General features: G+C 73.5%; 19 protein-coding genes. 13 read left to right on the forward strand and 6 right to left on the reverse strand.

The genetic code is table 11. From position 1 onward, the window contains the following. Together AC559T_RS19870 and AC559T_RS19875 are read left to right on the forward strand one after the other, a co-directional pair. Positions 1 to 4059: type I polyketide synthase (locus tag AC559T_RS19870; RefSeq protein WP_498869693.1), on the forward strand; the 4059-nt coding region annotated here is incomplete at its 5' end. Between the two features lie 51 nt (positions 4060 to 4110). Then, positions 4111 to 6453 (forward strand): type I polyketide synthase, encoded by a 2343-nt coding sequence (locus tag AC559T_RS19875; RefSeq protein ID WP_498869694.1) that lies wholly within the window; start codon positions 4111 to 4113, stop codon positions 6451 to 6453. Here AC559T_RS19875 and AC559T_RS19880 read toward each other — a convergent pair. From AC559T_RS19880 to AC559T_RS19890, 3 genes are all read right to left on the reverse strand, one after another. Then, positions 6450 to 7382 (reverse strand): ABC transporter permease, encoded by a 933-nt coding sequence (locus AC559T_RS19880; protein WP_498869695.1) that lies wholly within the window; start codon positions 7380 to 7382, stop codon positions 6450 to 6452. The genes AC559T_RS19875 and AC559T_RS19880 overlap by 4 nt on opposite strands. Before the next feature lie 80 nt (positions 7383 to 7462). Further along, the gene (locus AC559T_RS19885; protein WP_498869696.1) at positions 7463 to 8173 is read right to left on the reverse strand and encodes an ABC transporter permease; all 711 of its coding nucleotides are present in this window, start codon (positions 8171 to 8173) and stop codon (positions 7463 to 7465) included. Then, positions 8170 to 9168: an ABC transporter ATP-binding protein gene (locus AC559T_RS19890; RefSeq protein ID WP_498869697.1), complete on the reverse strand. Its 999-nt coding sequence runs from the start codon at positions 9166 to 9168 to the stop codon at positions 8170 to 8172. Before AC559T_RS19890 ends, AC559T_RS19885 begins: the two co-directional genes overlap by 4 nt. A 171-nt stretch (positions 9169 to 9339) precedes the next feature. On the opposite strand from AC559T_RS19890, the gene AC559T_RS19895 reads away from it, so the two are divergent. From AC559T_RS19895 to AC559T_RS19945, 11 genes are all read left to right on the forward strand, one after another. Continuing rightward, positions 9340 to 10071, forward strand: coding sequence for a hypothetical protein (locus tag AC559T_RS19895; protein ID WP_498869698.1), 732 nt, complete (start codon positions 9340 to 9342; stop codon positions 10069 to 10071). Next, positions 10062 to 10640 (forward strand): sensor histidine kinase, encoded by a 579-nt coding sequence (locus tag AC559T_RS19900; protein ID WP_498869729.1) that lies wholly within the window; start codon positions 10062 to 10064, stop codon positions 10638 to 10640. Before AC559T_RS19895 ends, AC559T_RS19900 begins: the two co-directional genes overlap by 10 nt. Then, positions 10631 to 11272 (forward strand): response regulator transcription factor, encoded by a 642-nt coding sequence (locus tag AC559T_RS19905; protein ID WP_498869699.1) that lies wholly within the window; start codon positions 10631 to 10633, stop codon positions 11270 to 11272. Before AC559T_RS19900 ends, AC559T_RS19905 begins: the two co-directional genes overlap by 10 nt. A gap of 178 nt (positions 11273 to 11450) precedes the next feature. Then, positions 11451 to 12593, forward strand: coding sequence for a hypothetical protein (locus AC559T_RS19910; protein ID WP_112106659.1), 1143 nt, complete (start codon positions 11451 to 11453; stop codon positions 12591 to 12593). Positions 12594 to 12799: 206 nt separating this feature from the next. After that, a complete protein-coding gene (locus AC559T_RS19915; RefSeq protein ID WP_112106658.1) occupies positions 12800 to 13612 on the forward strand; it encodes an SAM-dependent methyltransferase in 813 nt (270 codons plus the stop codon). Positions 13613 to 13694: 82 nt separating this feature from the next. Beyond that, positions 13695 to 14366 carry a TetR/AcrR family transcriptional regulator gene (locus AC559T_RS19920; RefSeq protein ID WP_498869700.1) on the forward strand — a complete coding sequence of 224 codons (672 nt, stop codon included), beginning with the start codon at positions 13695 to 13697 and terminating at the stop codon, positions 14364 to 14366. Positions 14367 to 14427: 61 nt separating this feature from the next. Continuing rightward, entirely contained in the window at positions 14428 to 15213 is a 786-nt protein-coding gene (locus AC559T_RS19925; RefSeq protein WP_071067153.1) for an SDR family oxidoreductase, read from the forward strand. 930 nt (positions 15214 to 16143) lie between these two features. After that, positions 16144 to 17340: an ABC transporter substrate-binding protein gene (locus tag AC559T_RS19930; RefSeq protein ID WP_112106656.1), complete on the forward strand. Its 1197-nt coding sequence runs from the start codon at positions 16144 to 16146 to the stop codon at positions 17338 to 17340. 35 nt (positions 17341 to 17375) lie between these two features. Continuing rightward, a complete protein-coding gene (locus AC559T_RS19935; protein WP_498869701.1) occupies positions 17376 to 18596 on the forward strand; it encodes an LmeA family phospholipid-binding protein in 1221 nt (406 codons plus the stop codon). Positions 18597 to 18908: 312 nt separating this feature from the next. Then, entirely contained in the window at positions 18909 to 19379 is a 471-nt protein-coding gene (locus tag AC559T_RS19940; RefSeq protein ID WP_498869702.1) for a hypothetical protein, read from the forward strand. Between the two features lie 419 nt (positions 19380 to 19798). Beyond that, the gene (locus AC559T_RS19945; RefSeq protein ID WP_112106668.1) at positions 19799 to 21022 is read left to right on the forward strand and encodes a cytochrome P450; all 1224 of its coding nucleotides are present in this window, start codon (positions 19799 to 19801) and stop codon (positions 21020 to 21022) included. A gap of 67 nt (positions 21023 to 21089) precedes the next feature. On the opposite strand, the gene AC559T_RS19950 is transcribed toward AC559T_RS19945, so the two are convergent. The 3 genes from AC559T_RS19950 to AC559T_RS19960 all read right to left on the reverse strand — a co-directional run bounded on the left by AC559T_RS19950 (position 21090) and on the right by AC559T_RS19960 (position 24427). Next, positions 21090 to 21620: a mycothiol transferase gene (locus AC559T_RS19950; RefSeq protein ID WP_112106653.1), complete on the reverse strand. Its 531-nt coding sequence runs from the start codon at positions 21618 to 21620 to the stop codon at positions 21090 to 21092. A gap of 78 nt (positions 21621 to 21698) precedes the next feature. Continuing rightward, positions 21699 to 22538 (reverse strand): SAM-dependent methyltransferase, encoded by an 840-nt coding sequence (locus tag AC559T_RS19955; RefSeq protein WP_498869703.1) that lies wholly within the window; start codon positions 22536 to 22538, stop codon positions 21699 to 21701. Positions 22539 to 22801: 263 nt separating this feature from the next. Beyond that, positions 22802 to 24427 carry a GMC oxidoreductase gene (locus AC559T_RS19960; protein ID WP_498869704.1) on the reverse strand — a complete coding sequence of 542 codons (1626 nt, stop codon included), beginning with the start codon at positions 24425 to 24427 and terminating at the stop codon, positions 22802 to 22804. Positions 24428 to 24557 lie beyond the last annotated feature (130 nt).

The raw sequence follows: 24557 nt of genomic DNA on the forward strand, positions 1-24557 counted from the left end.
CACGACGAGCTGCGGGCCGGCCTCGCGGAGCTCGCCGGCGACCAGGACCCCGCCGACGGGACCGCCCCCGCTGCCGGGACGGCCCCCGTCGACGGCATGGCCCCCGCGGGCGTCGGCCGGCCGGGCGGCCTCGTCGTGCGCGGCGTGGCCGTTCCCGACCCGCGCGTGGTGTTCGTCTTCCCCGGGCAGGGATCACAGTGGTCCGGCATGGGCCGGGAGCTGCTGGAGTCGTGCCCGCCGTTCCGCGAGCGGATGACCGAGTGCGCCGCGGCGTTCGAGCCCTACCTCGACTGGTCCCTGCTGGACGTGATCCGCGGGGCCGGTGACGCGCCGCCGCTGGAGGCCATCGAGGTGATCCAGCCCGCGCTGATGTCGATGATGGTGTCGCTGGCCGCGGCCTGGCGCGCCCACGGGGTGACGCCGGCCGCGGTGGTCGGCACCAGCCAGGGGGAGGTCGCCGCCGCGCACGTCGCCGGTGCTCTCTCCCTGGCCGACGCGGCCCGGATCATCGCGCTGCGCAGCAGGCTGCTGGCCACCCGCCTGCTCGGCCGGGGCGCGCTGGTGTCGGTCGGGCTGCCGCCCGCGGACGTCGCCGCCCGGCTCGACCGCTTCGGTGGCCGGCTCGCCGTCGGCGGGATCAACGGGCCGCGGCAGGTCACCGTCGCCGGCGAGAGCGGCGCACTGGACGACCTGGTCGCCGAGCTCACCGCCGAGGGTGTCCGCGCCCGGCTGGTCGCGGCGTCGGTCGCGACGCACTGCGCGCAGGTGGACGGCATCCGTCCCGAGCTGATGGAGATCCTGCGCCCACTGGCTCCCACCCCCGCCCGGATCCCGGTCTACTCGACGGTGACCGGGGGGCCGCTGGACGCCGCGGCGCTGGACGCCGAGTACTGGTACTCCAACACCCGGGAACCGGTCCTGCTCGACGGCGCCGCGCGGGCGCTGCTGGCCGCCGGATTCGACACCTTCGTCGAGGTCAGCCCGCATCCGGTGGTGGGATTCGGGCTGGCCGAGACGGCGCACGACGCCGGCCGGGACGCCGTGGTCGTCAGCACGCTCCAGCGCGGCCGCGGGGGTGCTGACCGCCTGCTGGCCGCGCTGGCCGAGGTGCACGTCCACGGGGTCGGCGTCGACTGGCGGGAGGCGTTCGCGGGCACCGGCGCCCACCCGGCCGACCTGCCCACCTACGCCTTCCAGCGCCGGCGGTTCTGGCCACGGCCGGCACCGGCCCGCCCGGCCGCCGCCGCCGCGCCGGGCCGCGACGGCCCGGCTCATCCGCTGGTCACCGCCGCCGTCCCGATGGCCGACGGGGGCCTGCTGCTGACGGCCCGGATCAGCCCGGCCGCGCAGCCGTGGCTGGCCGGCCGGACCGTGGCCGGCGTCCCGGTCGTGCCGGACGGGGTGCTGCTGGAGCTGGCCATCCAAGCGGGCGACGAGGTCGGCTGCCCGGAGGTGACCGACCTGGCCCTGACCGGGCCGCTGGTGCTGCCGGAGAATGGGGCGCTCCGGCTCCAGCTGCACGCCGGAGCACCGGACGGCACCGGGAACCGCGCGCTGACGGTGCATGCCCGTCCCGACGGGGCCCCGGCGGACGCGCCCTGGACCGCGCACGCCACCGCGACGCTGGCGGGCACCGCCGACCCGGCCGCGTCCGTACCCGACCCGCGGGCGTGGCCGCCGCCCGGCGCGGTTCCGGTGGACGTCGACCGGCTGTACGGCGAGCTGCTCGCCGCCGGTCACGGCCACGGGCCGGACGGCCCGCGGCTGACCAGGGCCTGGCAGGCGGGGACGGAGCTGTTCGCCGAGGCCGTCCTGGACGGCGAGCACGAGGTGGCCGGGTTCGGCCTGCACCCGGTGCTGCTCGAGGCGGCCGGCCACCTGGCCCTGTGGGGACGGCTCCCGGCAGCCGGCGCCGAGCAGCCCGCGGAGCAGCCCGCCGTGCTCGGCGTGGAGCCGCCCGCGGTGTCGGAGCCGGTGGTGGCGGTCGACGGCGGCTACCGGGGCGTGCGGCTGTATGCCACCGGCGCGCGGGCGGCGCGGGTGCGTGTCGGCCCGGCGGGCGCCGGCGCGGTCTCGGTGGAGCTGGCCGACCACACCGGCGCGGCGGTCGCGGCCTACGGCTCGACCGGCCTCCGGCCGCTGGCCGCCGCCCGGCTGCGTGCGCTGCGCGCCTCGGCGGCGGACGCGATGTTCGCCCTCGACTGGGTGCCGGTGGCCCCCGCACGGGCCTCGGGTGCCGGCGCGCCGGGCTGGGCGGTGCTCGGGCCGGACCCGCTCGGGCTGCGCACGGCCCTCGCGCTGGCCGGCGTCCATGCCCCGGCCTGCCCGGACCTGGCGGCGGCCGCGGCCCTGCCGGCCATCCCCGAGGTCGTGCTGGTGACCAGCGACTCGGCCGCGGCCGGCCCGGATCTCGCGGCGGCCGCGCGAACCGCCCTGCGCTCGGTGCTCGCCCTGGCGCAGGAATGGCTGCGTGACGACCGGTTCGCCGCCGCCCGGCTGGTCGTGGTCACCCGGGGGGCGGTGGCGGTCGGCGCGCACGACGACGTCACCGGTCTCGCCGACGCCGCGGTGTGGGGCCTGCTCGGCTCGGCGGCGGCGGAGAACCCGGACCGGTTCCTGCTCGTGGACGTCGACGGGACGCCGGCGTCGGAGCGGGCCCTGCCGGCCGCGGTCGCCTGCGGCGAGCCGCGGGTCGCCCTGCGCGAGGGCGCCGTCCTGGGTCAACGCCTGGTCCGCGCGCCGGTCGCCGGCGCCGGTGCCGACGCCGGCCGGGCACGGTGGCGGCCGGACGGGACGGTGCTGATCACCGGTGGCACCGGCACGCTGGGCGGGCTGGTCGCCCGGCACCTGGTCACCGTCCACGGGATCGGCAACCTGCTGCTGGTCAGCCGCGGCGGAGCCGGTTCGCCCGGCGTCGCGGAGCTGACCGACGATCTGACCGCCCTGGGCGCGCGGGTGACGGTGGCGGCCTGCGACGTCGCCGACCGCGCCGCGCTGGCCGGCGTGCTCGCCGCGATCCCCGCGGCGCATCCCCTGACGGCGGTCGTGCACGCCGCCGGCACCCTCGACGACGGGGTGTTCTCCGCGATGACCCCGGAACGCCTCGACACCGTGCTGCGACCCAAGATGGACGCCGCCCTGCACCTGCACGAGCTCACCCGGGGCGACGACCTGGCCGCCTTCGTTCTGTTCTCCTCGTCCGCGGCCGCGTTCGGCAGCGCGGGGCAGGCGAACTACGCGGCCGCCAACACCTTCCTCGACGCCCTGGCGCACCACCGGCGGGCAGCCGGCCTGCCCGCGCTCGCCCTCGGCTGGGGGTACTGGGCCCCGCGCAGCGCCCTGGCCGGGCACCTCGACGCCGCCGCGCTCGACCAGCGGATGGCCGCCAACGGGCTGCGGCCGATCTCCGCCGCGGCCGGCATGGCGCTGTTCGACGCCGCGCTCACCGCGGACCGCCCCGTGCTGCTGCCCATGCGGCTCGACCCGCGGGCACCGCGGGCGGGGGCCGTCCCGCCGCTGCTGCGCGGCCTGGTCCGCCACCCGGCCCGGCGGTCGGTCGACGGCGCGGCCGATGATCCGGTCGAGACGCTGGCGCGGCGGCTGGCGGGGGCCAGCGGCCCGGAACGGGACCGGGCCCTGCTCGACGTCGTGTGCGCCACCGCCGCCGCGGCGCTGGGACACACGTCCGCGGCGGAGGTGGCACCGGACCGGCCGTTCCGGGAGCTCGGTTTCGACTCGCTCGCCTCGGTGCAGTTCCGCAACCGGCTGACCGCGGCGACCGGGTTGCGCCTGCGGCCGATGCTCGTCTTCGACTTCCCGACACCCGAGGCCATCGCCGGCCACCTCCGCGACCAGCTGTTCCCGGAGGTGGCTCCGGCCGCCGCGGGTCCACCCGCCGCCGCGCCCGCGCCCGCGCCTGCGCCTGCGTCCGCGTCTGCGCCCGCGGGCCCGCCCGACCCGGAACCGCCGGCCGCGCCCGGCGGCGGCGAGCCGGCCAGCGCGTTCGACGAGATGGACGCCGAGACACTGGTCCGGCTGGCCCTCGGCGAGGGCACCTGACCACCGCCCCGACCCCGACCCCGAGCCCGACACGGACCGCCGGAGGCCCTGGTGACTGTCCCCCCCGACCGCCTCGTCGAGGCGCTGCGCGCGGCGATGAAGGAGAACGAGCGGCTGCGGGGGCTGATCGCGCAGGCCGGTGAGCCGATCGCGGTCATCGGGATGGCCTGCCGTTTCCCGGGCGGGGTGCGCTCACCCGACGAGCTGTGGCGGTTCGTCGCCGGCGGCGGCGACGCCATCACCCCGTTCCCGACCGACCGGGGCTGGGACACCTCGGCCCTCACCTGCTTCGGGGGCGGGTTCCTGCACGACGCGGCCGACTTCGACCCGGAGTTCTTCGGGATGTCGGAGAACGAGGCGCTGGCCACCGACCCGCAGCAGCGGCTGCTGCTGGAGACCTCGTGGGAGGCCTTCGAGCACGCCGGGATAGACCCGCGGTCGGCGCGGGGCAGCCGCACCGGCGTGTACTTCGGTGTGATCTTCCACGACTACGGGTACCGGCTGCGCCCACCGCCCCCGGGCATCGACGGCTACGCCTACTTCGGCAGCGCGGGCAGCATCGCGTCCGGGCGGGTCTCCTACACGCTCGGTCTCGAGGGGCCGTGTGTGACGCTGGACGCCGCGTGCGCGTCCTCGCTGGTCGGCCTGCATCTGGCCGGTCAGGCCCTGCGGCGCGGCGAGTGCTCGCTCGCCCTGGTCGGCGGGGTTTCGGTGCTGGCCACCCCCGAGCTGTGGGAGGAGACGACCCGGCACGGGCAGGGCCTGGCCCCGGACAGCCGCTGCAAGTCCTTCGCCGCCGCGGCTGACGGCACCGGCATCTCCGAGGGGGTGGGTGTGCTGCTGGTGGAACGGCTCGGCGACGCCCGGCGCAACGGCCATCCGGTGCTGGCGGTGGTGCGCGGCAGCGCCGTCGAGCAGAGCGGCGCGACCAACGGCTTCACCGCGCCCAGCAGCGCCTCGCAGGAGCGGCTGATCGGCCGGGCGCTGGCTGACGCCGGCCTCGCTGCGGCGGACGTCGACGCGGTCGAGGGCCATGGCACGGGAACCCCGGTCGGCGACCCGATCGAGCTGGCGGCCCTGCTGGCCACCTACGGGCGCGGACGGCCCGCCGGCCGGCCGCTGTGGCTGGGGTCGTTGAAGTCGAATCTGGGCCACACCCAGGCCGCCGGCGGCGCCGGTGCCGTCATCAAGATGGCGATGGCCATGCGGCACGGCGTCCTGCCGCGCACCGTGCACGTCGACGCCCCGACCCCGCACGCGGACTGGTCCGAGGGCGCGGTGGCGCTGCTGACCGAAGCGGTGCCCTGGCCGGACACCGCCGGCCGGCCCCGCCGGGTGGGGGTCTCCTCGTTCGGCGCCAACGGCACACTGGCGCACGTGATCCTCGAGCAGGATCAGCCGCCGCCCGCCGACGCGGCAGCCGGGGATGGGACGGCCGGGCGCGCGGTGGACCGGCTGGTGGTGCCGTGGCCGCTGTCGGCCCGGTCCGCGCCCGCGCTGCGGGCCCAGGCCCGGCGCCTGCTCGACCTGGTGACCGAGCGGGCCGATCTCCTCCCGGCTGACGTCGGGTTCTCGCTCGCGACCGGCCGCAGCGCCTTCGCGCACCGGGCGGTGCTGGTCGCCGACGACCGCGCGGAGTTCCTGCGCGGCCTGACCGTTCTGGCCGCCGGCCCGCCGGAGAGCACTGAGGCCGCCCTGGACGGCCGCGCCGGAGCCGGGCTGGTGCTCGTGCTGCCCGGCGGGGGCGGGTGGGGGCTCGGCACCGGCCGCGCGCTGGCGGACGCGTTCCCGGCCTTCGGCGCGGAGTGGGCGACCCTCCGCGGGGCTCTCACGGGGGCGGCTCTTCAGACGGCGCCACAGGTGGCGCTCCAGGTGGCGCTGTGCCGGCTGTTGGAGTCCTGGGGTGTGCGGCCCGACGCCGTCGTCGGGCACGGTGCGGGCGAGGCCGCGGCCGCGTACGTGCGGGGCGCGCTGTCGCTGGACGACCTGCGGGCACTGCTGGCGGCGGGTGCCCGCAGCGCGTCGCCCGGGTGCCGCGTTCCCCCGGGCACCGCGAACGTGCTGGTCGTGGGTCGCGACGAGGCCGGCGTCGACATCCCGCGCGGCGCGAAGTCGTGGGTGCTGCTGCCGCCCGGTCGCGCCGAGATCCGCGCTGTCACCGAGGCGTCCGCCACGCTGTACGAGTGGGGGCAGGCCGTCGACTGGCGGGCGTTCTTCGCGGGCACCGGCGCCCGGCGGGTCGACCTGCCCACCTATGCCTTCCAGCGCCGGCGGTACTGGTTGGAGGCCGCGGATCCTGGCCCGACGCCCGCTCCGGGCCTACCGGCCGCACCGGCCGCACCGGCCGCACCGGCCGCACCGGGCGCACCGGGCGCACCGGGCGTGCAGCGTTAGCCGTGGGCGGAGTCGTGCCACGGGCCGACGACCAGACGGGCGGCCAGGCCGAAGAACCAGAACACCACCAGGCCGAACAGCGCCGAGACGATGATCGCGGCGAACAGCGGGCCGGAGGACAGGTCGCGGGTGTAGTTGTCGATGAGCGCGCCGATCCCGACGTCGCCGCGGCGGAAGAAGAAGTCGCCGACGATCGCGCCGATCACCGCGAGGCCGGCCGAGATGCGTAGGCCGACGAAGATCGCGGGCAGCGCGCTCGGGAGCTCGAGGCGGAGCAGTCGGCGCCACCGCCCGACCCGGCGCAGTGTGAACAGGTCGTGATGGCCGGCGTCGACGGACTGGATGCCGAACAGCGTGTTGGTGATCATCGGGAACATCGAGATCACGACGCAGACCACCGTCCGAGACCAGAATCCGTAGCCGAGCCAGAACCCGATCAGCGGGACGATGGCCAGGATCGGGATCGTCTGCAGAAGGATCGCCCAGGGGTAGAACGAGTTCTCGATCCAGCGGGCCTGTGACATGAGAATCGCCGAGAGGATTCCGATGCCCGCGGCGATCGCGAGGCCGGTGAGCGCGACCTGCGCCGTCCCGCCGAGCGCGGTGAGGATCTCGTCGGCGGTGCGGCGGTCCAGGAAACCCTCGGACACGACCTCGTGTGGCGGGGGGAGCAGGAACCGGCGGCGGGGGGCGAGGAACCAGTAGGTGACGGCGTACCAGACGCCGATCACGGCCGCGAACACCGCGAACGGCGGCAGCACCGTCCGTGCGGCCCGGGCGGCGAGACCGCCCGCCCGCGCCCGTCCCCGCGGCCGGGCCGCCGGGCCGGCCACGCCTGGCCGTTCCAGGCCGGCCGCGCCCGGCCGTTCCAGGCTGGCCACCCCCGGCCGCCCCGGCGCTGTGAGTCCGCCGTCGTCCCCGTCTGGCACCTAGGAACCTTTCCGTCGAGATCCTGTCGCGACGCCCGTTCGTGGGGATTTCCCCCTGATCGCAGGGCCTCGTCCGAATCCTAGGTGTCGCGGCGGCGCAGCCGGCGGGCGGCGAGGGCCAGCAGGACGGCCACGTAGCCGCACAGCAGACCGAAGCCGGCCCAGGGGGCGAGCGACAGCGTGTCCGGCCGGGCGAGGGTGAGCGCGGACCCGGCCGGGACCGGCAGGTACCGGTTCACCGAGTCCGCGGTGTCCTCCGGCAGGAGACCGACGACGATCTGCAGCGCGAACAGCGTCCCGAACAGGGTGGCCACCGCGACCGCCACGGCCTTGGCCCACAGCACCGGCGTCCGGCGCGGGACCGCGGCGAACGTGGCGCGGATCGAACCGGTGCCGTACTCGCCGGTGATCATCAACGCGCCGAGCACGCCGATCGCCAGCTGTGCCAGCTGCACGCCGGCGAGGCTCACGCTGGTGGGGTCGAACCCGGCGAGGTCCGCCGCCCCCACCGGCGGCCGGGCCACCCGGACCATCGAGTAGACGACGCCGAACCCCACGACCAGCGCGACGGCCGCAAGCAGCGACCAGAGCGTGGACGGCAGCGAGCGCAGCTTCGTCCACTCCGAGGCGACCACCCGCGGCCAGGTGACCCGCTGTTCGTCGTGGTACGCCGGCAGCGTCACCGCCGACGGCGACGGGGCGGAGCCGTCCAGGGCGTTCGTCGGGACGTGACCGGCCAGGGTGGCCGTCGAGGTGAGCGGCGCGCGCGGGGCCGGTGTCGTCGGGTTCATCGCTGTCCTCCGGTCATCGAGGTCGGACGGTCGGTCATCGTGGTCGGGCGGAAGGCGACCGCGTCGTGGGCGACACGCATGAACGCCTCTTCGAGGGAGGCCTGCCGGGCGGTGAGCTCCAGGACGGTGATCCCGGCGGCCGCCGCGGCCATGCCCACCTGGTCGGTGCTCAGCCCCGTCACGAGAAGTCCGCCGGACGCCGGCCCGGCCACAGTCCCGGCCCCGGGTCCGGCACCAGCGCCGGATACCGCCGGCGCGGTCTCGACCCGCACCTCGGGTGAACGGAGCCGGCGGGCCAGCTCGTCGGGAGCGGTGCAGCGCACCAGCACGCCGCCGCGGGCCGCGGCATCGCCGAACTCGGCCACGGTGGTGTCGGCGATCAGCCGGCCCCGGCCGATGACCACCAGGTGCTGCGCGGTCAGCGCCATCTCGTTCATCAGGTGCGAGGAGACGAAGACGGTCCGGCCCTCGACGGCCAGCTCCCGCAGCAGCGAGCGCAGCCAGCGGATGCCCTCGGTGTCCAGGCCGTTCAGCGGCTCGTCGAGGATGACGGTGCGGGGGTCGCCGAGCAGCGCCGTCGCGATGCCCAGCCGCTGCGACATGCCGAGGGAGAACCGGCCGGCCCGGCGGGAGGCGACCTCGCGCAGCCCGACCGCATCGATCACGTCGTCGACCCGGGACCGGCGGATGCCGTTGCTCCGGGCGAGGGCGAGCAGGTGCAGGCGCGCGGCGCGGCCCGGGTGGACCGACCGGGCCTCCAGCAACGCGCCCGCCTCGCGCAGCGGCGCGGTGTGTTCCCGGTACGGCCGGCCGTTGACGGTGACCGACCCGCCGCTCGGGGTGTCGAGCCCGAGGATCATCCGCATGGTCGTCGACTTGCCGGCGCCGTTCGGCCCGAGGAAGCCGGTGACGATCCCCGGCCGGACGGTGAAGGTCAGGTCGTCGACGGCGACCTTCTCCCCGTATCTCTTGGTGAGACCGCGTGCCTCGATCATCCGCTGTTGTCCTCCCGTGCTGCGTGCTCCCGGTGCGGTGACGATGACGCTCGCAGCGGCGGACAGCCCCGTCGCTGCGGCGGCCAGCCGGTCGGGACTGCGGTTTTCCGCACTCCCGCGGGCAGGTGCACCTCATGGCTCCCGGAACGGCCGCTGCCCACCGTTGACGCCGTGACACCCACGGATGCCGTGACACCTGCCGATGCCGTGACATCTGTACAGGTCGTGCCGGGCCGGCCGCGCCGCTGGCCGCAGCGGGCCGCGGGCACCGGCCGGGCCACCGCGCACACCCTGGCCGGCCTGCTGGCCGGGCTCGTGACCTGGGCCGTCCTCGGCCTCATCGCCGTGCTCTGGCTGACCGCGGTCTACAGCCTGGTCGAGGGCCCGACCGGGCACTGGCTGCTCGCGGTCGGCTACGTCGTCGCCGTCCCCGCCGGGCCGCTCGCCGCGCTGGCGGCGGTGCGCGGGCTCGCCGGCATGCAGCGCGCCCGCTTCGCGACCTTCCTGGACGTCGACATCGAGGCTCCGGGACGCCGGCCGGCGCGCGGTGCACGGCCGTCGAGCGGCGCACGGCCGTCGCGGTCGGGGGGACGCCTCGCCGCCCGGAGCGCTCGCCAGCTCGGCTACCACCTGTCGACGCTGGTCACCGGGGTCGCCGGCGGGATCGCGGTGGCGCTCGGCTGGCTGCTGGCCGCGCCGCGGGTGGCCTGCACGGTGGCCGGGCCGACGAGGGGGCGGCCCGCCGCCTGCTGGGGCCGACCCGGGCGGAGACGCTGGCCCGGCAGGTCGAGGCGCTGGCGCGCAGCCGCGCCGAGATCGTCGCCGCGACCGACGCCGAGCGGCGCCGCATCGAACGCGATCTCCACGACGGCACCCAGCAGCGCCTGCTGTCGCTGGCGATGAACCTGGGCATGGCCCGGGCGGCGCTCGCCGACGCGCCCGAGGCGGCCCGTCTCGCCATCGAGCAGGCCCACGACGAGGCCACGGAGACCCTCGTTGAGCTGCGCGAGTTCGTGCGCGGCCTGCACCCGGCGGTGCTCAACGACCGTGGCCTGGACGCGGCCCTGTCCGGGATAGTCGCCCGGGCGCCGCTGCCGGTAGAGCTGCGGGTGGACCTGCCCCGGCGGTGCGCGCCGAGCATCGAGGCGATCGCCTACTTCGTGGTCTCCGAGGCGCTGACGAACGTGGTCCGGCACGCCGCGGCCAGCCGCGCTGGGGTCGTCGTCGAGCGGGTGGGCGAGCGGCTGCGGGTCGTCGTCAGCGACGACGGCCGGGGCGGTGCGGCCAGCCCGCCGGCAGACGACCCAGCGCCGGGTCGTCTGACCGGAAACGGCCCGCTGGCAGGCGGTCCGGCCGGTGGCAGCGGGCTGCGTGGGCTCGCGCAACGGGCCGCCGCCGTGGACGGGACCATGACCGTGGTCAGCCCGGTCGGCGGGCCGACATCGATCATCGTGGAGCTGCCGTGCGAGTAGTGATCGCCGAGGACTCGCTGCTGATCCGGGTCGGCCTGACGAAGCTGCTCACCGACGGCGGCTTCACGGTCGCCGCGGCGGTGGGGAACGCCGACGAACTGCTGACCGCGGTGGGTGAGCACCAGCCGGAGCTGGTCGTCGTCGACGTCCGCATGCTGCCGACGCACACCGACGAGGGCATCCAGGCCGCGCTGGTGATCGGCCGCCAGTACCCGCGGATCGCGGTGCTGGTGCTCTCCCAGTACGTCGAGGAGCGGTACGCCACCGACCTGCTGTCCACCCGGACCAGCGGCGTCGGCTACCTGCTCAAGGACCGGGTCGCCCAGGTGCCGAGCTTCCTCGACTCGCTGCGCCGGGTGGCCGCGGGCGGCACCGCGCTCGACCCGGAGGTGGTCGCCCAGCTGATGGTCCGGCGCCGCACGGACCCGCTGGAGCGGCTGACGCCGCGCGAGCAGGAGGTGCTGCGGCTGATGGCGGAGGGCCGCTCGAACAACGGCATCGTCACCGCGCTGAAGGTCAGTCACAGCGCGGTCGAGAAGTACGTGAGCAGCATCTTCGTCAAACTCGACCTGCCGCCCACCGACACCGACCACCGCCGGGTCCTGGCGGTTCTGCGGTTCCTGGAGGCGTGAGCCGGGAGGCGCTTGCTCCGAGACGTGTCGGACGTGGGAGGCTATCGCCCATATCGGGGGTGACGGATACGGCATGCGGTTGTCACTGTGGCGACTTGCCTCTCCTGGGTCCGCTTCCCGCGTTCCTCCCTTCCTTCCTGCGCCGAGGAGAGCAGCACACGTGACGAGACTTCGTACGGTGGCGGCCCTGGTCTGTTCCATGGGGCTGGCCTTCGGCCTGGTCGCCTGCGGCGACTCCCAGGACGAGCCCGCGACCGCCGGCGGTGCCGGCGGGACGGCCGCCGGGGCGAGCTACACCACCCCGCTCAAGGGGGTCTGCCCGGACACCGTCGTCGTGCAGACGAGCTGGTGGCCGGAGGTCGACTACGGCGCCACCTACCAGCTCCTCGGCGCGAATCCGAAGATCGACACGGGCGATTTCAAGGTGACCGGGCCGCTCGGTGCCACCGGGGTGAACCTCGAGATCCGTTCCGGCGGGCCGGCGGTCGGCTTCGACTCGGTGTCGTCGCTGTTCGAGACCGACGACGACATCCTGCTCGGCTACCTGGACCTGGACGAGGTGATCCGCAACTCCGCGGAGCACCCGTCGGTCGCGGTCCTCGCGCCCTACGCGAAGTCGCCGCTGATGTTCTTCTGGGGCGACCCGTCGCTCGACTTCAAGTCGGTCGCCGACATCGGCAAGTCGGGCAGGACCGTGCTGGTCGGCGACGAGGCGTACATGAACGTCCTGATCGGCGAGGGCCTCCTGCAGCGGTCCCAGGTCGACAACTCCTACGACGGTAGCGTGAGCCGTTTCGTCGCCGAGGACGGCGGCATCGTCCAGGTCGGGTTCGTCACCGACGAGCCGTACCGGCTCGAACACGACGTCAAGGAGTGGGCGAAGCCGGTGAAGTACGTCCTCGTCGGCGACGAGTACCCGGCGTACGCGAACGTGCTCGCCGTCCGCAAGGACAAGCTGGCGGCCAGTCAGGACTGCCTGACGGCGCTCGTGCCGCTGTTCCAGCGCGCGATGGTCGACTACCTGGCCGACCCGAAGCGGGCCAACGACCTGATGATCGAGGTCACCTCGAAGCTGGACACCGCCGGCTACGAGCTGTCGACCGGCCTGCTCGAGGACGGGAACACCAGGCAGCAGGAGCTCGGGCTGGTCGCCAACGGCACCGACGGGGTCTTCGGGACCTTCGACACCAGCCGGGTCCAGAGCCTGATCGGACGCCTGACCCCGGCGCTCACCACGGCCGGGACGCCGCCCGCCCCGGGGCTCAAGCCCGCCGATGTGGCCACCGACGAGTTCGTCGACCGGTCCATCTCACTGAAGTAGCCGAATGGCAGGAGCCGCCCGGCGGCGGCAGGTCATCGCGAGGGCGCGGATTCTCCGGACGGAGGCCGCGCCCTCGCGGCGTGTCGGGGGCTGTGACCAGCCCCAGTCGCGAGAACCGCCTTAACGGGTCTTACGATTTCGGCCGATACGACGGAGACAGCATCGGCCCTCGCCAGAAATGGCCCTCGAACGGGAGCTCACGCGCCGTGACCAACTACCCGCCCCCGACGTTCGACACCACCAGGCCGCACTCGGCCCGGGTCTGGAACTACTACCTCGGCGGCAAGGACAACTTCCCCGTCGACCGCGCGCACGGCGACCGCACCATCGCGGTCTTCCCGCAGATCCTCGACGTGGCGCGGGCGTCCCGGTCGTTCCTGGCGCGGGCGATCACCCACCTGGTCACCGAGGAGGGCGTCCGCCAGTTCCTCGACGTCGGAACGGGCCTGCCGGTCGAGAACAACACCCACCAGGTGGCCCAGCGCCTCGTGCCGGAATGCCGGGTCGTGTACGTCGACAACGACCCGATGGTCCTCACGCACGCCCGCGCCCTGCTCGCCAGCTCACCGGAGGGTGTCACCACCTACCTGGACTCCGACGCGCGCAACCCGGAGCGCATTCTCGACTTCGCGGCCGAGACCCTGGACTTCACGAAGCCGATCGGCCTGATGCTCATGTCGATCATGGGTCTGATCCCCGATCTCGACGAGGCCTACTCGATCGTGAGCCGGCTGCGCGACGCCCTGCCGTCGGGCAGCTTCATGGTGCTCGAGGACGGGTCCGACGACCGGACGTCCGAGCCGGAGACCCGCAAGGACCTCACCGTCGACGACCTCAACCAGGTCACCACCGTCGGGAACGGATACCACTACCGCTCGGTCGCGGAGATCTCCCGCTACTTCGACGGCCTCGAGCTCGTCGAGCCCGGCATCGTCTCCCCGCCGTACTGGCGGCATGTCCCCGAGCCCGGCGAGCCGCTCGCGCCGCTGGAGTCGTGCGGCGTCGGCCGCAAGCCGTAGCCGGAGCACCGGGTTGGCAAGTCGGGCGTCTTACCGGTAAGGCGCTTGACTTGCTCTCCCGCGCGGTGTTTGTATCCGGCGCATGCCGGTGGTGACCCCGTCGACGAAGGAGCAGATCGTCCGCGCGGCCGAGCGCCTGTTCGCCGCGCACGGCCTGGACGGGATCTCGCTGCGGCAGATCGGCGCGGCGGCCGGCAACGGCAACAACTCGGCCGTGCAGTACCACTTCGGCTCCCGGGACCAGCTCGTCCAGGCGATCTTCGAGTACAGGCTGCCCTGGCTGCACGAGCGGCGCACCCTGCTCATCGCCGAGCACCGGCCCGACGACCTGCGCTCGCTGCTCGACTGCCAGGTGCGCACCCTGCTGGAGCACAGCGAGCTGCCCGGCAGCCACTACCTGTGCTTCGTCGACATGCTGCGGCAGTACGGCCGCAGCGACGTGTTCGAGGGCCTGCCGGCGGCGCTCCGCGACTCGGTGCGGGAGTTCCAGGAGCGCCTGGGCGGGTTCCTGCCCCACCTCGTCGAGCCGCTGCGTGCCCGTCGTGTCGCGCAGGCGATGGCGTTCATCGTCGACGCCGCCGCCGACCGGGAGCGCGCACATGCGCACGGCCGTCCCGTGGTGCCCTTCGCCCTGCAGGTCACGGACCTCCTCGACGGCATGGTCGGCTTCCTCAAGGCACCCGCCTCACCGCGGACGCTCGCCGTGCTCGAACGCACCGACCCGGCCGCCGCGGCGTGGCCGGCCTTCCTGTAGACCAGCCCGCCGCGCCGGCAGCGGGCTGGGCGCGCCGGCCACACGGATGAGCGGGGACGCCATGACTGTCAGACTCGACGGCGCGGTCGCGGTGATCACCGGGGCGGGCAGCGGCATCGGCCGGGCCGCCGCGCACTCGCTGGCCCGGCGCGGCACCCGGGTGGTCGTGACCGACGTCGACGCCGGCCGCGCCGCCGCCGTCGCCGGTGAACTGGGCGACGCGGCGGTCGCGGCGCGCTGCGACGTCACCGCCGCCGCCGACCTGGAGGCCGCCCGCGATCTCGCGCTGGCCCGGTTCGGGCGGGTCGACGTGGTCATGAACAACGTCGGCATCCTGGCCGTCGGCGCGGTCGAGGACATACCGCTCGAGGCGTGGCAGCGGGTCATCGACGTCAACCTGCTCGGCGTCGTGCGCAGCAACCTCGTCTTCCTGCCGCTGCTGCTCGCGCAGGGCTCGGGGCACGTCGTCAACACCGCCTCGACGGCGGGGCTGCTGCCCTACGGGTTCGACCGCCTCCCTTACACGGCGACGAAGCACGCGGTGGTCGGGCTCTCGGAGTCGCTGGCCCTCTACCTGCGCCCGCGCGGCATCGGCGTCACCTGCCTGTGCCCGGCCGGGGTCGCGACCAACATCATCGAGAACGTCACCTTCTTCGGGGAGCCGAAGCCGCCGCGGGGGCCGCGGTTCCCGGTTCTCGATGCCGACCCGGTGGGCGAGATCGTCGCGGACGCGATCGAAACGGGCCGGTTCCTGGCGCTGACCGCGCCGGAAACAGCCGATGACCTGCGCGAACGCGCTGCTGACATCGAGGCCTACCTGGACAGGATCGTCGGCGAGCAGGGCTGAAGCGCGTTCCCTGCGCCCGTGACGGCGCGTTCACCGATGGTGCTGAACGCGGAAATTCGGCGTTCGCTACCGGGAAGGCGAGGGCTGATCCCGCCGCCCATGCCCGCGCGGTGCTGCCGGAATAGGCCCGCTCGCCGCCACCGTTCGCAGGCATCTTCCTGATTGCTCCGCGGCCCCGGTACGCGGGAATGTCGATCCGGAGCTGAAAGAAATTCGCGTCGAGACCGGGCTGGTCTGCCGGCGGCATTCAATGCGGCCGTCCCGGCGAGTGCGCGGGTTATCCTGGCGATGTCGCCGCCGGCGCGGCGCGTTCGGCGGGCCCGGCGGGCGCGCGAGCCCGGCGGGTTCCGTGGGTCTGTACGGGTGCCGTGGGGTTGGCCGGTGCCGCCGCCCGGCCGCCCCACAGCCGGAGCGGCCCCGGCGCCGGCCGCCCGGAGGACTCCCGCTGTGGCGGGTGGTATCACGGGACCGGCCTTGGTCGCCCCGGGGCCGGCGCAGAGCGGAGCATTTCCGCCCAGCCGGCGGGCGATACGGAACTTGCTGTACAGCAATTATTGGGATTGGCGGGCATCGTCCTGAAGTTGCCGCCCCGGCCGGGTGGGTGCATTGATGCCGTCCGGTTCCTGTTCCTGTTAGGGTGCAGGAACAGCCGAGATTTTGGTCCGGTGGGCGTGCGGCAGGTGTTCTCGCGCCCGGCCCGTCATCGGCCCGAGGAGGGTGACGCTTTCTTTTGCGGGGCAATGGCGGGTGTCCGCACGCGGATGCCGGCCGAATACAGAAAATCCCTGGCGGTCGTGCCCGCGGTTCCGAGGCGCGCGGTCCCGCCCGTGTGCCTCGGTTATCGGGGCCGGTGTCGCGACATGGCGTGGGACGAACATTGATTCTTGGTTGGGGGCTGATATGAACTCCGCTCGATCCGTGTTGTGTGCGGTGGCGGCCGCATTATCCGTGGCGTCGCTCGTCGGCTGTGCGGGCGACGACGCCACTACGAACACCGCGGATGGCTGCGTCGCGCCCGGCGTCACCGCGGACGAGGTCGAGGTGGGGATGCTGTACCCGGACTCGGGTGGCCTCGCCAGCTCGTTCAGCGCGGCGCGGGCCGGCATCGACGCCCGGTTCGGGCTCGCGAACGCCTCCGGCGGGGTGCACGGGCGCCAGATCAGCTACGTGTGGCGCGACGACCAGGCCAACCCGTCGACGAACCTGACCATGAGCCGGCAGCTGGTGGAACGGGAGGGGGTCTTCGCGGTCCTGGAGACGAGCACCGCCACCTCCGGCGGGGCTCCCTACCTGGCCGAGGCGGGGGTGCCCGTGGTCGGCCTCGCGGTGGAGGAAGCGTGGTCCCGGTACCGGAACATGTTCTCGTTCTCCTACCTCTTCACCGACGGGGGGTCGGTCGACACGTTCGGCCGGTTCGTCCGTGAGCACGGTGGCACCCGGGCGGTGATCGTCCGGGACTACGCGGGCGGGAGCACCTCGGTGCAGTTCGCCGACCAGCTGATCGTGAGCCTGCGAGCCGCCGGCGTCGAGATTCCCGCGGAGCAGGTCACCGAGTACCAGCCGGGACGGGCGAGCGCCTCCCGGATCGCCGAGTGGATGCTGAACAACGGCGTCGACACCCTCGTCGCCGCGATGGACACCGAGACGCTCGCTCAGCTCGTCGACGCCGCGGGCGAGGCCGAGGTACCGCTCAAGGTCATCCTGACCGGCCGCGAGGTCAGCGCGGAGCTGCTGGAGACCTACGGCGCCCGGCTCGCGGGGGTCACCTCCTATGCCAACTACCTGCCGTTCCAGGTCAGCTCCCCGGCTCTCGGCGCCTACCGGGCGGCGGTGGCCCGGTACGCCCCCCAGCTCGTCGACCCGGACCAGACCCTCGCCCTGACCGCCTACGTCGTCGCGGACATGCTCGTCCGCGGGCTGGAGGAGGCCGGGGAGTGCCCGAGCAGGCAGTCCTTCATGGACGGCCTGCGCGCCGTGGAGGACTATGACGCTGGCGGTCTCATCACCAGAACCGACTTCGGCGAGGATTTCGGGCGCCTCCGCGAGTGCTACGCCTTCGTCCGGGTCAACGCCGAGGGCACGGGCATCGAGGTGGTGGACCCCGACTTCTGCGGCAGTAGGCTCTGAGCCTGGCCGACGCCGAGCGGAGCGGAGATGTCCCGGTGAACCACGGCGGTGACGGGACGGGCCAGCACGCGGACGAGGACGACATCCCCGCCCACCGCTCACCGTGGGCACGGCCCGCGTCGGGCGAGTGGCCCGCATCGGGCGAGTGGCCAGCGCCGGGTGGCGACCAGCCGACGATGGACCTGCACCACCGCGCCGGCGCGGCGGCCGCCACCGGCCCGCGCTCGGGGCAGCCGGCCCCCCCGCCCCCCGCCGGGGCGTTCCAGTCGGGCCGGCCGGCGTGGCCGGCGGCCGGCGGAACGGGGGGCACGGACCGGTGGGAGGAGAACCACCAGCCCGACGAGCCCGACGAGCCCGACGAGCCCGGCCGCCCGCCGATCCCTCCGACGATGTCCTACGGATCCGCCCCGGACGATCATCGGCTGCTGGCCGGGACGACCCCGTCGGCCGGTACGGCTCCGGCACGCCGGCGGCGGCGCCGGTGGCTGTGGGCCCTGGTCGCGGCGGCCGTCGGCTTCGTGCTGCTGGTGGTGGGTGACCGGGCCGCGGTCTCGGTCGCCGAGGGTCAGATGGCCAAGCAGATCAAGGTCAGTGTGGCGGAGAGCCTGGAATGCGGTGCCCCCGCGCCGACCGTGCGCGACGTGCACATCGGCGGCTTCCCCTTCCTCACCCAGATCCTGCTCGGCAAGTTCGAGGAGATCGGGGTGACGATCGAGGGAATCGCCACCCCGGGGCCCCGGATCTCCGCCGTGCAGGCGCAGCTGTCCGGCATCCACGTGCCGCTCGGGGACATGATCTCCGGGTCGGTCGGCGCGGTGCCTGTTGACGACATCCGGGCGACCGTCCGGCTTGACTACGCCGACCTCAACACCTACCTGGCCGGGCTGCCCGGCGCCCTCCAGGTGAACCCGGTCGACGGCGGGCGGCGGGTCGAGATCTCCGGGCGCACCGACCTGTGGCTGTTCGGCTCCCAGGAGATCGGGGGCGTCACCACCTTCGAGGTCCGTGACAACGTGCTCACGCTCGTCCCCAGTGAGGTGACGCTGCGCGGGGCCATCAACGCCACGATCCCCGTGCCCGTGGGCGGCCTGCTGCCCCCGATCAAGATCCCGGTCGGCCAGCTGCCGCTGGATCTCGACATCGTCGAGGCGTCGACGGGCGGGTCCGGGCTGTCGCTGACCGCCACCGCCCACGACGTCGTCCTGCCCGCGGCGGAGCAGCCCGCGCCGCGTCAGTGCCCGCCCGGCAACACCTGACCATCCGGCGGCCCTCCCAGCACAACCGTGGCAGCGCGGCGCCGCCGGGCCAATGGCCATTCAGAGATACGGGAGCCCTGGCGCAGCTTCGGCACGGCGTCGGCCGTTCGTTCGCCGCGTCGGAGCGTCGCTGACCGCTTTGGTTCCGAGGACCGATCACGGCGGGACGCCCCCGACCGGGGGAATTCTGTGGCCGGCCGCGCTGCATGCCAAGAACGACGGCTGGGTGAAGACCACTCGGGTTCTTAGCGCCCGGGTGATACGTGAGCTGCTAGGTTTCACCGCGACGCTGATGGACGAGTACTGGGTCAGATGCAGTTGGACGCGCCGACCGGCCGGGTTGCCTGGATGGGACCCGTGCCAGTGCCGGTATGGCTGGGCATCGGGCGGGATTTCACCGAGCACTGGGTTCATGGCCAGCAGATCCGTGCCGCCGTTGGCGCTCCCGGACTCGATGACGACTACTACCTGGGCACTGTGCTACGCGTCTTCATCTGGGGCCTGACCTGCCACTACCGTTCCAAAACCGGCCCGGATATCGATCTGGTCACTGAGTTCACCGGAGAGGCGGCCGGCGTCTGGACGCTGCAACGCCGCAGCGAAAGCTGGGACCTCACCGAAAGCCGAGTTTCTGCCGCGTCGACTTTGGTCCGGATGCCGGCAACAGTAGCCTGGCGACTGTTTACCGGGGCCTTGAGCGACCGCGAACTCAGGCTCATCGAGCGGACGGGTGATCTCGACCTTGCCGACCATCTGCTCGCCGCCAGATCAATCATCATCTGACGTCAAGCGGCACAGAGGGCGTCAAACGAGGTACACGCCGGTTCCGTCGCGGGGACGTTCCACCGGCGGCTGCCGGCTACCCGGGGGCCTCGATACCTGCGCCCTTACGCCCGGCACTGAGGTGGGGTCTCGCCTGCCCCCGCCACCGAGGCGTTGGCCCGTGCGCGCACAGCCGGTGGTGGGCGTCGGCGGAACGCCGTCCTGGATGGCCGTTCCCGGCCTCGGTCGCGCGCCGTCCGGGGGACCGCGTGGGTCGCCGGATGCCCTGTGCCCCAGCGTGAAGCGCCGGCCGGTCGCTCTTGTCGAGGCCGGAGCCGACAAAAGATTAGCGAGGACTCACTCACTGGTACGCTGCTCGCGACACAGCCCGTTTGCCCGACTGGGGACGTTTACATGGACGTGTGCGAGGTGCGGTGGAGATGACGGACGCAGCTACCGGTCAGCTGGACGCGGAGTGGGTCGAGCACCATTTCGACCACCTCTCGCCCGAGCTCGCCCGCGATCTGCACCCCACGCTGGCCCTGGCCCGGTCGCGGTGCCCGGTGGCGCACAGCGACCAGTACGACGGCTTCTGGGTGGTGACCGGATACGAGGACGTGCTCCGGGTCGCGCAGGACTGGGAGACGTTCAGCTCCGAGCTGGGCATCACCGTCCCGTACACCCCCACGCCGATGAAGATCCTGCCGGTGACGATCGACCCGCCGCTGCAGCGCACCTTCAAGCGCCTGATAAACACCCACTTCAGGCCGGTCGTCGTCGTCGAGTGGGAGCAGCAGACCCGGGCGCTCGTGAACCGGCTCATCGACGGTTTCGTCGAGGCCGGTGAGTGCGACTTCATGACGGAGTTCGCCCGCCCGCTGCCCGGGCTCGCCTTCTTCGACATGGCTCTGCACGCGCCCGCCGAGGACCTCGAGATGGTCAACCACTGGGCCACCCTGGCGTCGCTGTCGCACCTGGAGGAGTCCCGGGAGAGCCACGGGAAGCTGGCGGCGTGGATCGGGGCGCTCATGGCGAAGCGGCGCGAGGAGGGCCCGCGCGGCGACGTCGTCGACGCCGTCATGAACGCCGACATCGAGGGCCGTCCGATCACACCGGCGGAGGCGGTCGGGACGGTCCAGCTCCTCGTCCTCGGCGGCCTGGAGACGACGGCCGGCGCGCTCGGGATGTCGATGATCCGGTTCTGCCGGCACCCGGAGATCCTCGCGCGGCTGCGCGAGAACCCGGAGCTGATCCCCGACGCGGTGGAGGAGCTGCTGCGCCTCGACGGCTCGTTCATCTGCATCGCCCGGACGGCCCGGCACGACACCGAGCTCGGCGGGCGCCAGATCAAGGCCGGTGAGCGGGTGCTCATCTACTGGGCGTCGGCGAACCGGGACGAGTCCGAGTTCGACAACGCCGACACCTTCGACCTCGACCGCGGCCGCAACCGGCACATCGCGTTCGGCGCCGGGCCGCACCGCTGCGCCGGCTCCAACCTCGCCCGGATGAACCTGCGCATCGCCCTCGAGGAGATCGTCACGCGCCTCGTCGACGTCCGCCTGCAGCCCGGCGCGGACATCGACTACCACTCGACGTTCAACCGGGCGCCGCAGTCGGTGCCGATCACCTTCACCCCGGGGCCCCGGCTGACCCCGGCGGGCTGACGGCCGGGAGTGCCGGGAGCGCCGGTCAGCCGGGCGGTCGGCCCGGAGTGCCGGGAGCGCCGGGTGGTCAGCCGGGGTGGACGAGCCCGCGGACGAACGCCGCCTGGCCGGCATGCTGGAGGTCGTCCGCGACGACGCTCACCAGCCGCACGCCGAGCGTGACGGGCGGGTCCCACGCCTCGTCCACGATCCGGTCGAAGTCCGCGTCCCGCAGCTGTCCGAGGTAGCGGACGGTCTGCTCGTGGACGGCGTCGTGGTAGCCGAGCAGCAGACCGGGATCGGTGACGCGTACCGCGTCGACGTCGGCTGAGCTGTGGCCGTAGCCGATCGCCCGGTACCCGGCCTGCGGCCCGGTGGGTACGGCCAGCCCGAACCGCTGCTCCCAGCCGCCCGTGGACCAGACCTGCTCCGACCCGGCCGCGGCGGCGACGTGGTCGTCCTGCACCCGGGTGAGGTGCCAGACGAGCCAGGTGATCGAGTTGGCCCGGCCGTCCAGCCGGTGGTTCAGCTCGTCCGGGGTCAGCCCGCTGACGACCTCGTGCACGATCTCCCGGATCCGCCCGAACGCGTCGGTGAGGAGCGGGACGCCGGAGCCCATCGCAGTACTGTACGAGGCCGCCGGCGGCGGAGGGGAGCACCTGGCGCCGGCCGGTTCGTCGTGTTCGGCGCGGGCGGCCTACTTGCGGGCGACGCCGCTGTAGCCGGGGACCTCGGCGTCGGTCAGGCCGTCCGCCGTGCCGTCGGGCCGCCACCGGTGGATCACCTGCACGCCGGGCTCGAGCAGCGTCAGTCCGTCGAAGAGACGCGTCACCTCGTCGCGGGTGCGGAACTGGCAGGCGAGCCCCCGCTGCCGGTAGCTGTCCACGATCCGCTGGGCGCCCGGGTCGAGATCGGCGGTGCCGTGGCTGAGGACGAGATGGCTGCCGGGAGCGAGCCGCTCGAGCAGCCGGCGCACGATCGCGTACGGCTCGTCGCCCTCGACGAAGTGAAGGACCGAGACGAGGGAGAGCGCGACGGGCTGGGAGAGGTCCAGAGTCGAGTGCAGCTGCTCGGATTCCAGGATGCTGTCGGGGTCGCGCAGGTCCGCGTCGAGGTAGGCGGCCCGTCCCTGCGGGCTGCTGGTGAGCAGCGCGCGGGCGTGCGCCAGGACGATCGGGTCGTTGTCGACGTAGACCACCCGGGCGGCCGGGTCCACGCCCTGGACGACCTCGTGCAGATTCGGGCTGGTCGGAATGCCCGTGCCGATGTCGAGGAACTGCCGGATGCCCACCTCGGCGGCCAGGTGCCGCACCGCGCGGACCATGAACGCCCGGTTCTGGCGGGCGGCGTCCCGCAGGCTCGGAAAGACGGCGATGGCCTGCTCGGCGCCCTCCCGGTCGGCCGGGAAGTTGTCCTTTCCGCCGAGATAGTAGTCATACATACGCGCGGAGTGCGGAACATCCGTCCGTAGCTGGACGGTCGGGATCTCCTCCACCAGCTTGTTCCAGCGGCGGATACCCGCCGGCTTGTCGCCCACTTCCCGTCCCTCCGCTACGTCCGACCATCCACGGCGTCGCCCCCGTCGCCTTCGCGGAACGGCTGACCTGTGACGTCGAGGTCGTACCGCGAGGATCGGTCCTGTTATGACCGAATTATGGCTGTTCGTCTGCGGAGCGTCTCGGTCGGGCGGCCCCCGCGCGCCGGCCGCGCGGGCGTCGGTTCCGCCGCAGCGGGCCGGGGGTACCGGATTCCGCAGGTCGCGGGATCCGGTACCCCGGGGGGCGTGCCGGGAACGGGAACCTAGAAGACGCTTCCGACGTCCTGGAGCACGATCTTGGCCATGCTGTGCTCGGCGAGGGCCGCGATCGTCATGGACGGGTTGCAGGCGCCGGTGGAGCCCGGGATCCGCGCGCCGTCGAGCACGTAGAGGCCCTTCTGGCCGATGACCCGGCCGTAGAGGTCGACCGCGGACCCCATGGGCACGCCGCCCAGGGCGTGCCAGGTCGAGTTCGCCTGGGCGTTCGTGTCGATCATGATGCCGCCGCCCACCTGGGCGATCTTCTGCATGCGCGCGGCGATCAGCGCCTGCAGCGCGGCGTCACCGCTGGACGGCCAGGTCAGGACGGCGTCGTCCTTCGCGGAGTCGTACGCCCAGGTGCCGGCGGGGTTCACGATCCCGAAGCCGACGACCGTCATCAGCTTGCCGGCGGTACTCGGAATGGGGGAGCCCGCGTGGATGATGGTGAGCGGGATCGAGCTGGTGGTGTCGCGACCGCCGACGCAGGCGGGACCACCCTGCTGGGTCCCGATGTCGCCGTTCATGCCGTTCCACACGTAGATGCGGTCGCCGTTGTTTCCCCACTGGGTTCCGACGGCGTCCGGCAGGTTGGGGATCAGCCCCTTCGCCTTGGACTTCACCAGCAGGCGGGTCGTGCCGGCGGAACCCGCGTTGAGGAATACCGCGTCCGCGACGATGGTCTTCGTCTCCTGGACGATGCCGCCGGTGTTGATGCGGTCGACCGTCAGTACCCACTTCTTGTTCGCGTCGAGCGCGATGTCGCGGACGACGTGCAGCGTCGCGACGCGGACCCGACCGGTCGCCTCCGCGGCCTTGAGGTAGGTGACGTCAATGGAGCGCTTACCGCCGTTGTTGACACCGAAGGCGATGTCGCTGGTGGTGTAGGTCGGCTGGTACTGGCCGTTCAGCTCACCGCGCACGTACTGCCAGTCGATCGGCAGGGGAACCTGGAACGGCTCCAGGCCCGCGCCCGGAGCGACGTCCCGGAAGACCCGGGAGGACTTGTACGGGTCGCTGTTCAGGATGTCGTTGGGAATCGTGGAGACTCCCAGCATGCTGGCCACCAGCGGATACGCCCACAGGTTCAGCTCGTCGTAGAGGTTCGCGGCCACCGGGATCGACGCGGCGAAGTTCGCCTTCGAGGGCTTCAGTGTCATGCCGTGGTACATGACGGAGCCGCCGCCGACGGCCGCTCCGCAGTTCACCGTGATTCCGTTGCCGGGAATGCTCTCGATCACCCCGGTGTAGGGCTCCCACGTCTTCACGACGCCGCCGACCGTGGCGTGGTCGGTCAGCCAGGCGGAGCGGTTGTCGATGTTGGCGAAGCGGCAGAACGTCGTTGCGTTCGGCCCGGTGGGCCACCGCAGCCCGCGCTCCAGGACCAGCGTCGACACGCCGACCTGGGCCAGCCGCAGCGCGGTCACGCCGCCGCCGAAGCCGCTCCCGATGACAACGGCGCGCTCCCGCTGCACAGTGGCCGGCACGGGGGTGGCGGCCCGGGCCCGGGTGGCACCCGGGCCCGCGGTGAAACCGCCGACCGCGGCGGCGCCGATCGCCGCCGTGCCGATTAAGTGCCTGCGATTGAGGCCGGGGGTGGATTCGACGGCGTCGGGCGTGTTTTCGGGCATGGCGGACTCCAGAGTTGAATTGCGGGCATGACGCGCATCCTTCGGCCGCGAGCGGGTGGACGAGGGTCCACCGGCCCGCGGGGGTGCGCCGACGTAAGTCACGAAATCCGGGCGGACGCAGGCAGGGTCA

It is taken from the genome of Frankia sp. Hr75.2 (genome assembly GCF_949319125.1).
Taxonomy (GTDB): domain Bacteria; phylum Actinomycetota; class Actinomycetes; order Frankiales; family Frankiaceae; genus Parafrankia; species Parafrankia soli.

Excerpts from the sequence above, each read along its gene's own strand:
- AC559T_RS19885 (WP_498869696.1), bottom strand. The coding sequence starts at position 8,173 with ATGAACCCGACGACACCGGCCCCGCGCGCGCCGCTCACCTCGACGGCC.
- AC559T_RS19890 (WP_498869697.1), bottom strand. The coding sequence starts at position 9,168 with ATGATCGAGGCACGCGGTCTCACCAAGAGATACGGGGAGAAGGTCGCC.
- AC559T_RS19920 (WP_498869700.1), top strand. The coding sequence starts at position 13,695 with ATGCCGGTGGTGACCCCGTCGACGAAGGAGCAGATCGTCCGCGCGGCC.
- AC559T_RS19925 (WP_071067153.1), top strand. The coding sequence starts at position 14,428 with ATGACTGTCAGACTCGACGGCGCGGTCGCGGTGATCACCGGGGCGGGC.
- AC559T_RS19940 (WP_498869702.1), top strand. The coding sequence starts at position 18,909 with ATGCAGTTGGACGCGCCGACCGGCCGGGTTGCCTGGATGGGACCCGTG.
- AC559T_RS19945 (WP_112106668.1), top strand. The coding sequence starts at position 19,799 with ATGACGGACGCAGCTACCGGTCAGCTGGACGCGGAGTGGGTCGAGCAC.
- AC559T_RS19950 (WP_112106653.1), bottom strand. The coding sequence starts at position 21,620 with ATGGGCTCCGGCGTCCCGCTCCTCACCGACGCGTTCGGGCGGATCCGG.
- AC559T_RS19960 (WP_498869704.1), bottom strand. The coding sequence starts at position 24,427 with ATGCCCGAAAACACGCCCGACGCCGTCGAATCCACCCCCGGCCTCAAT.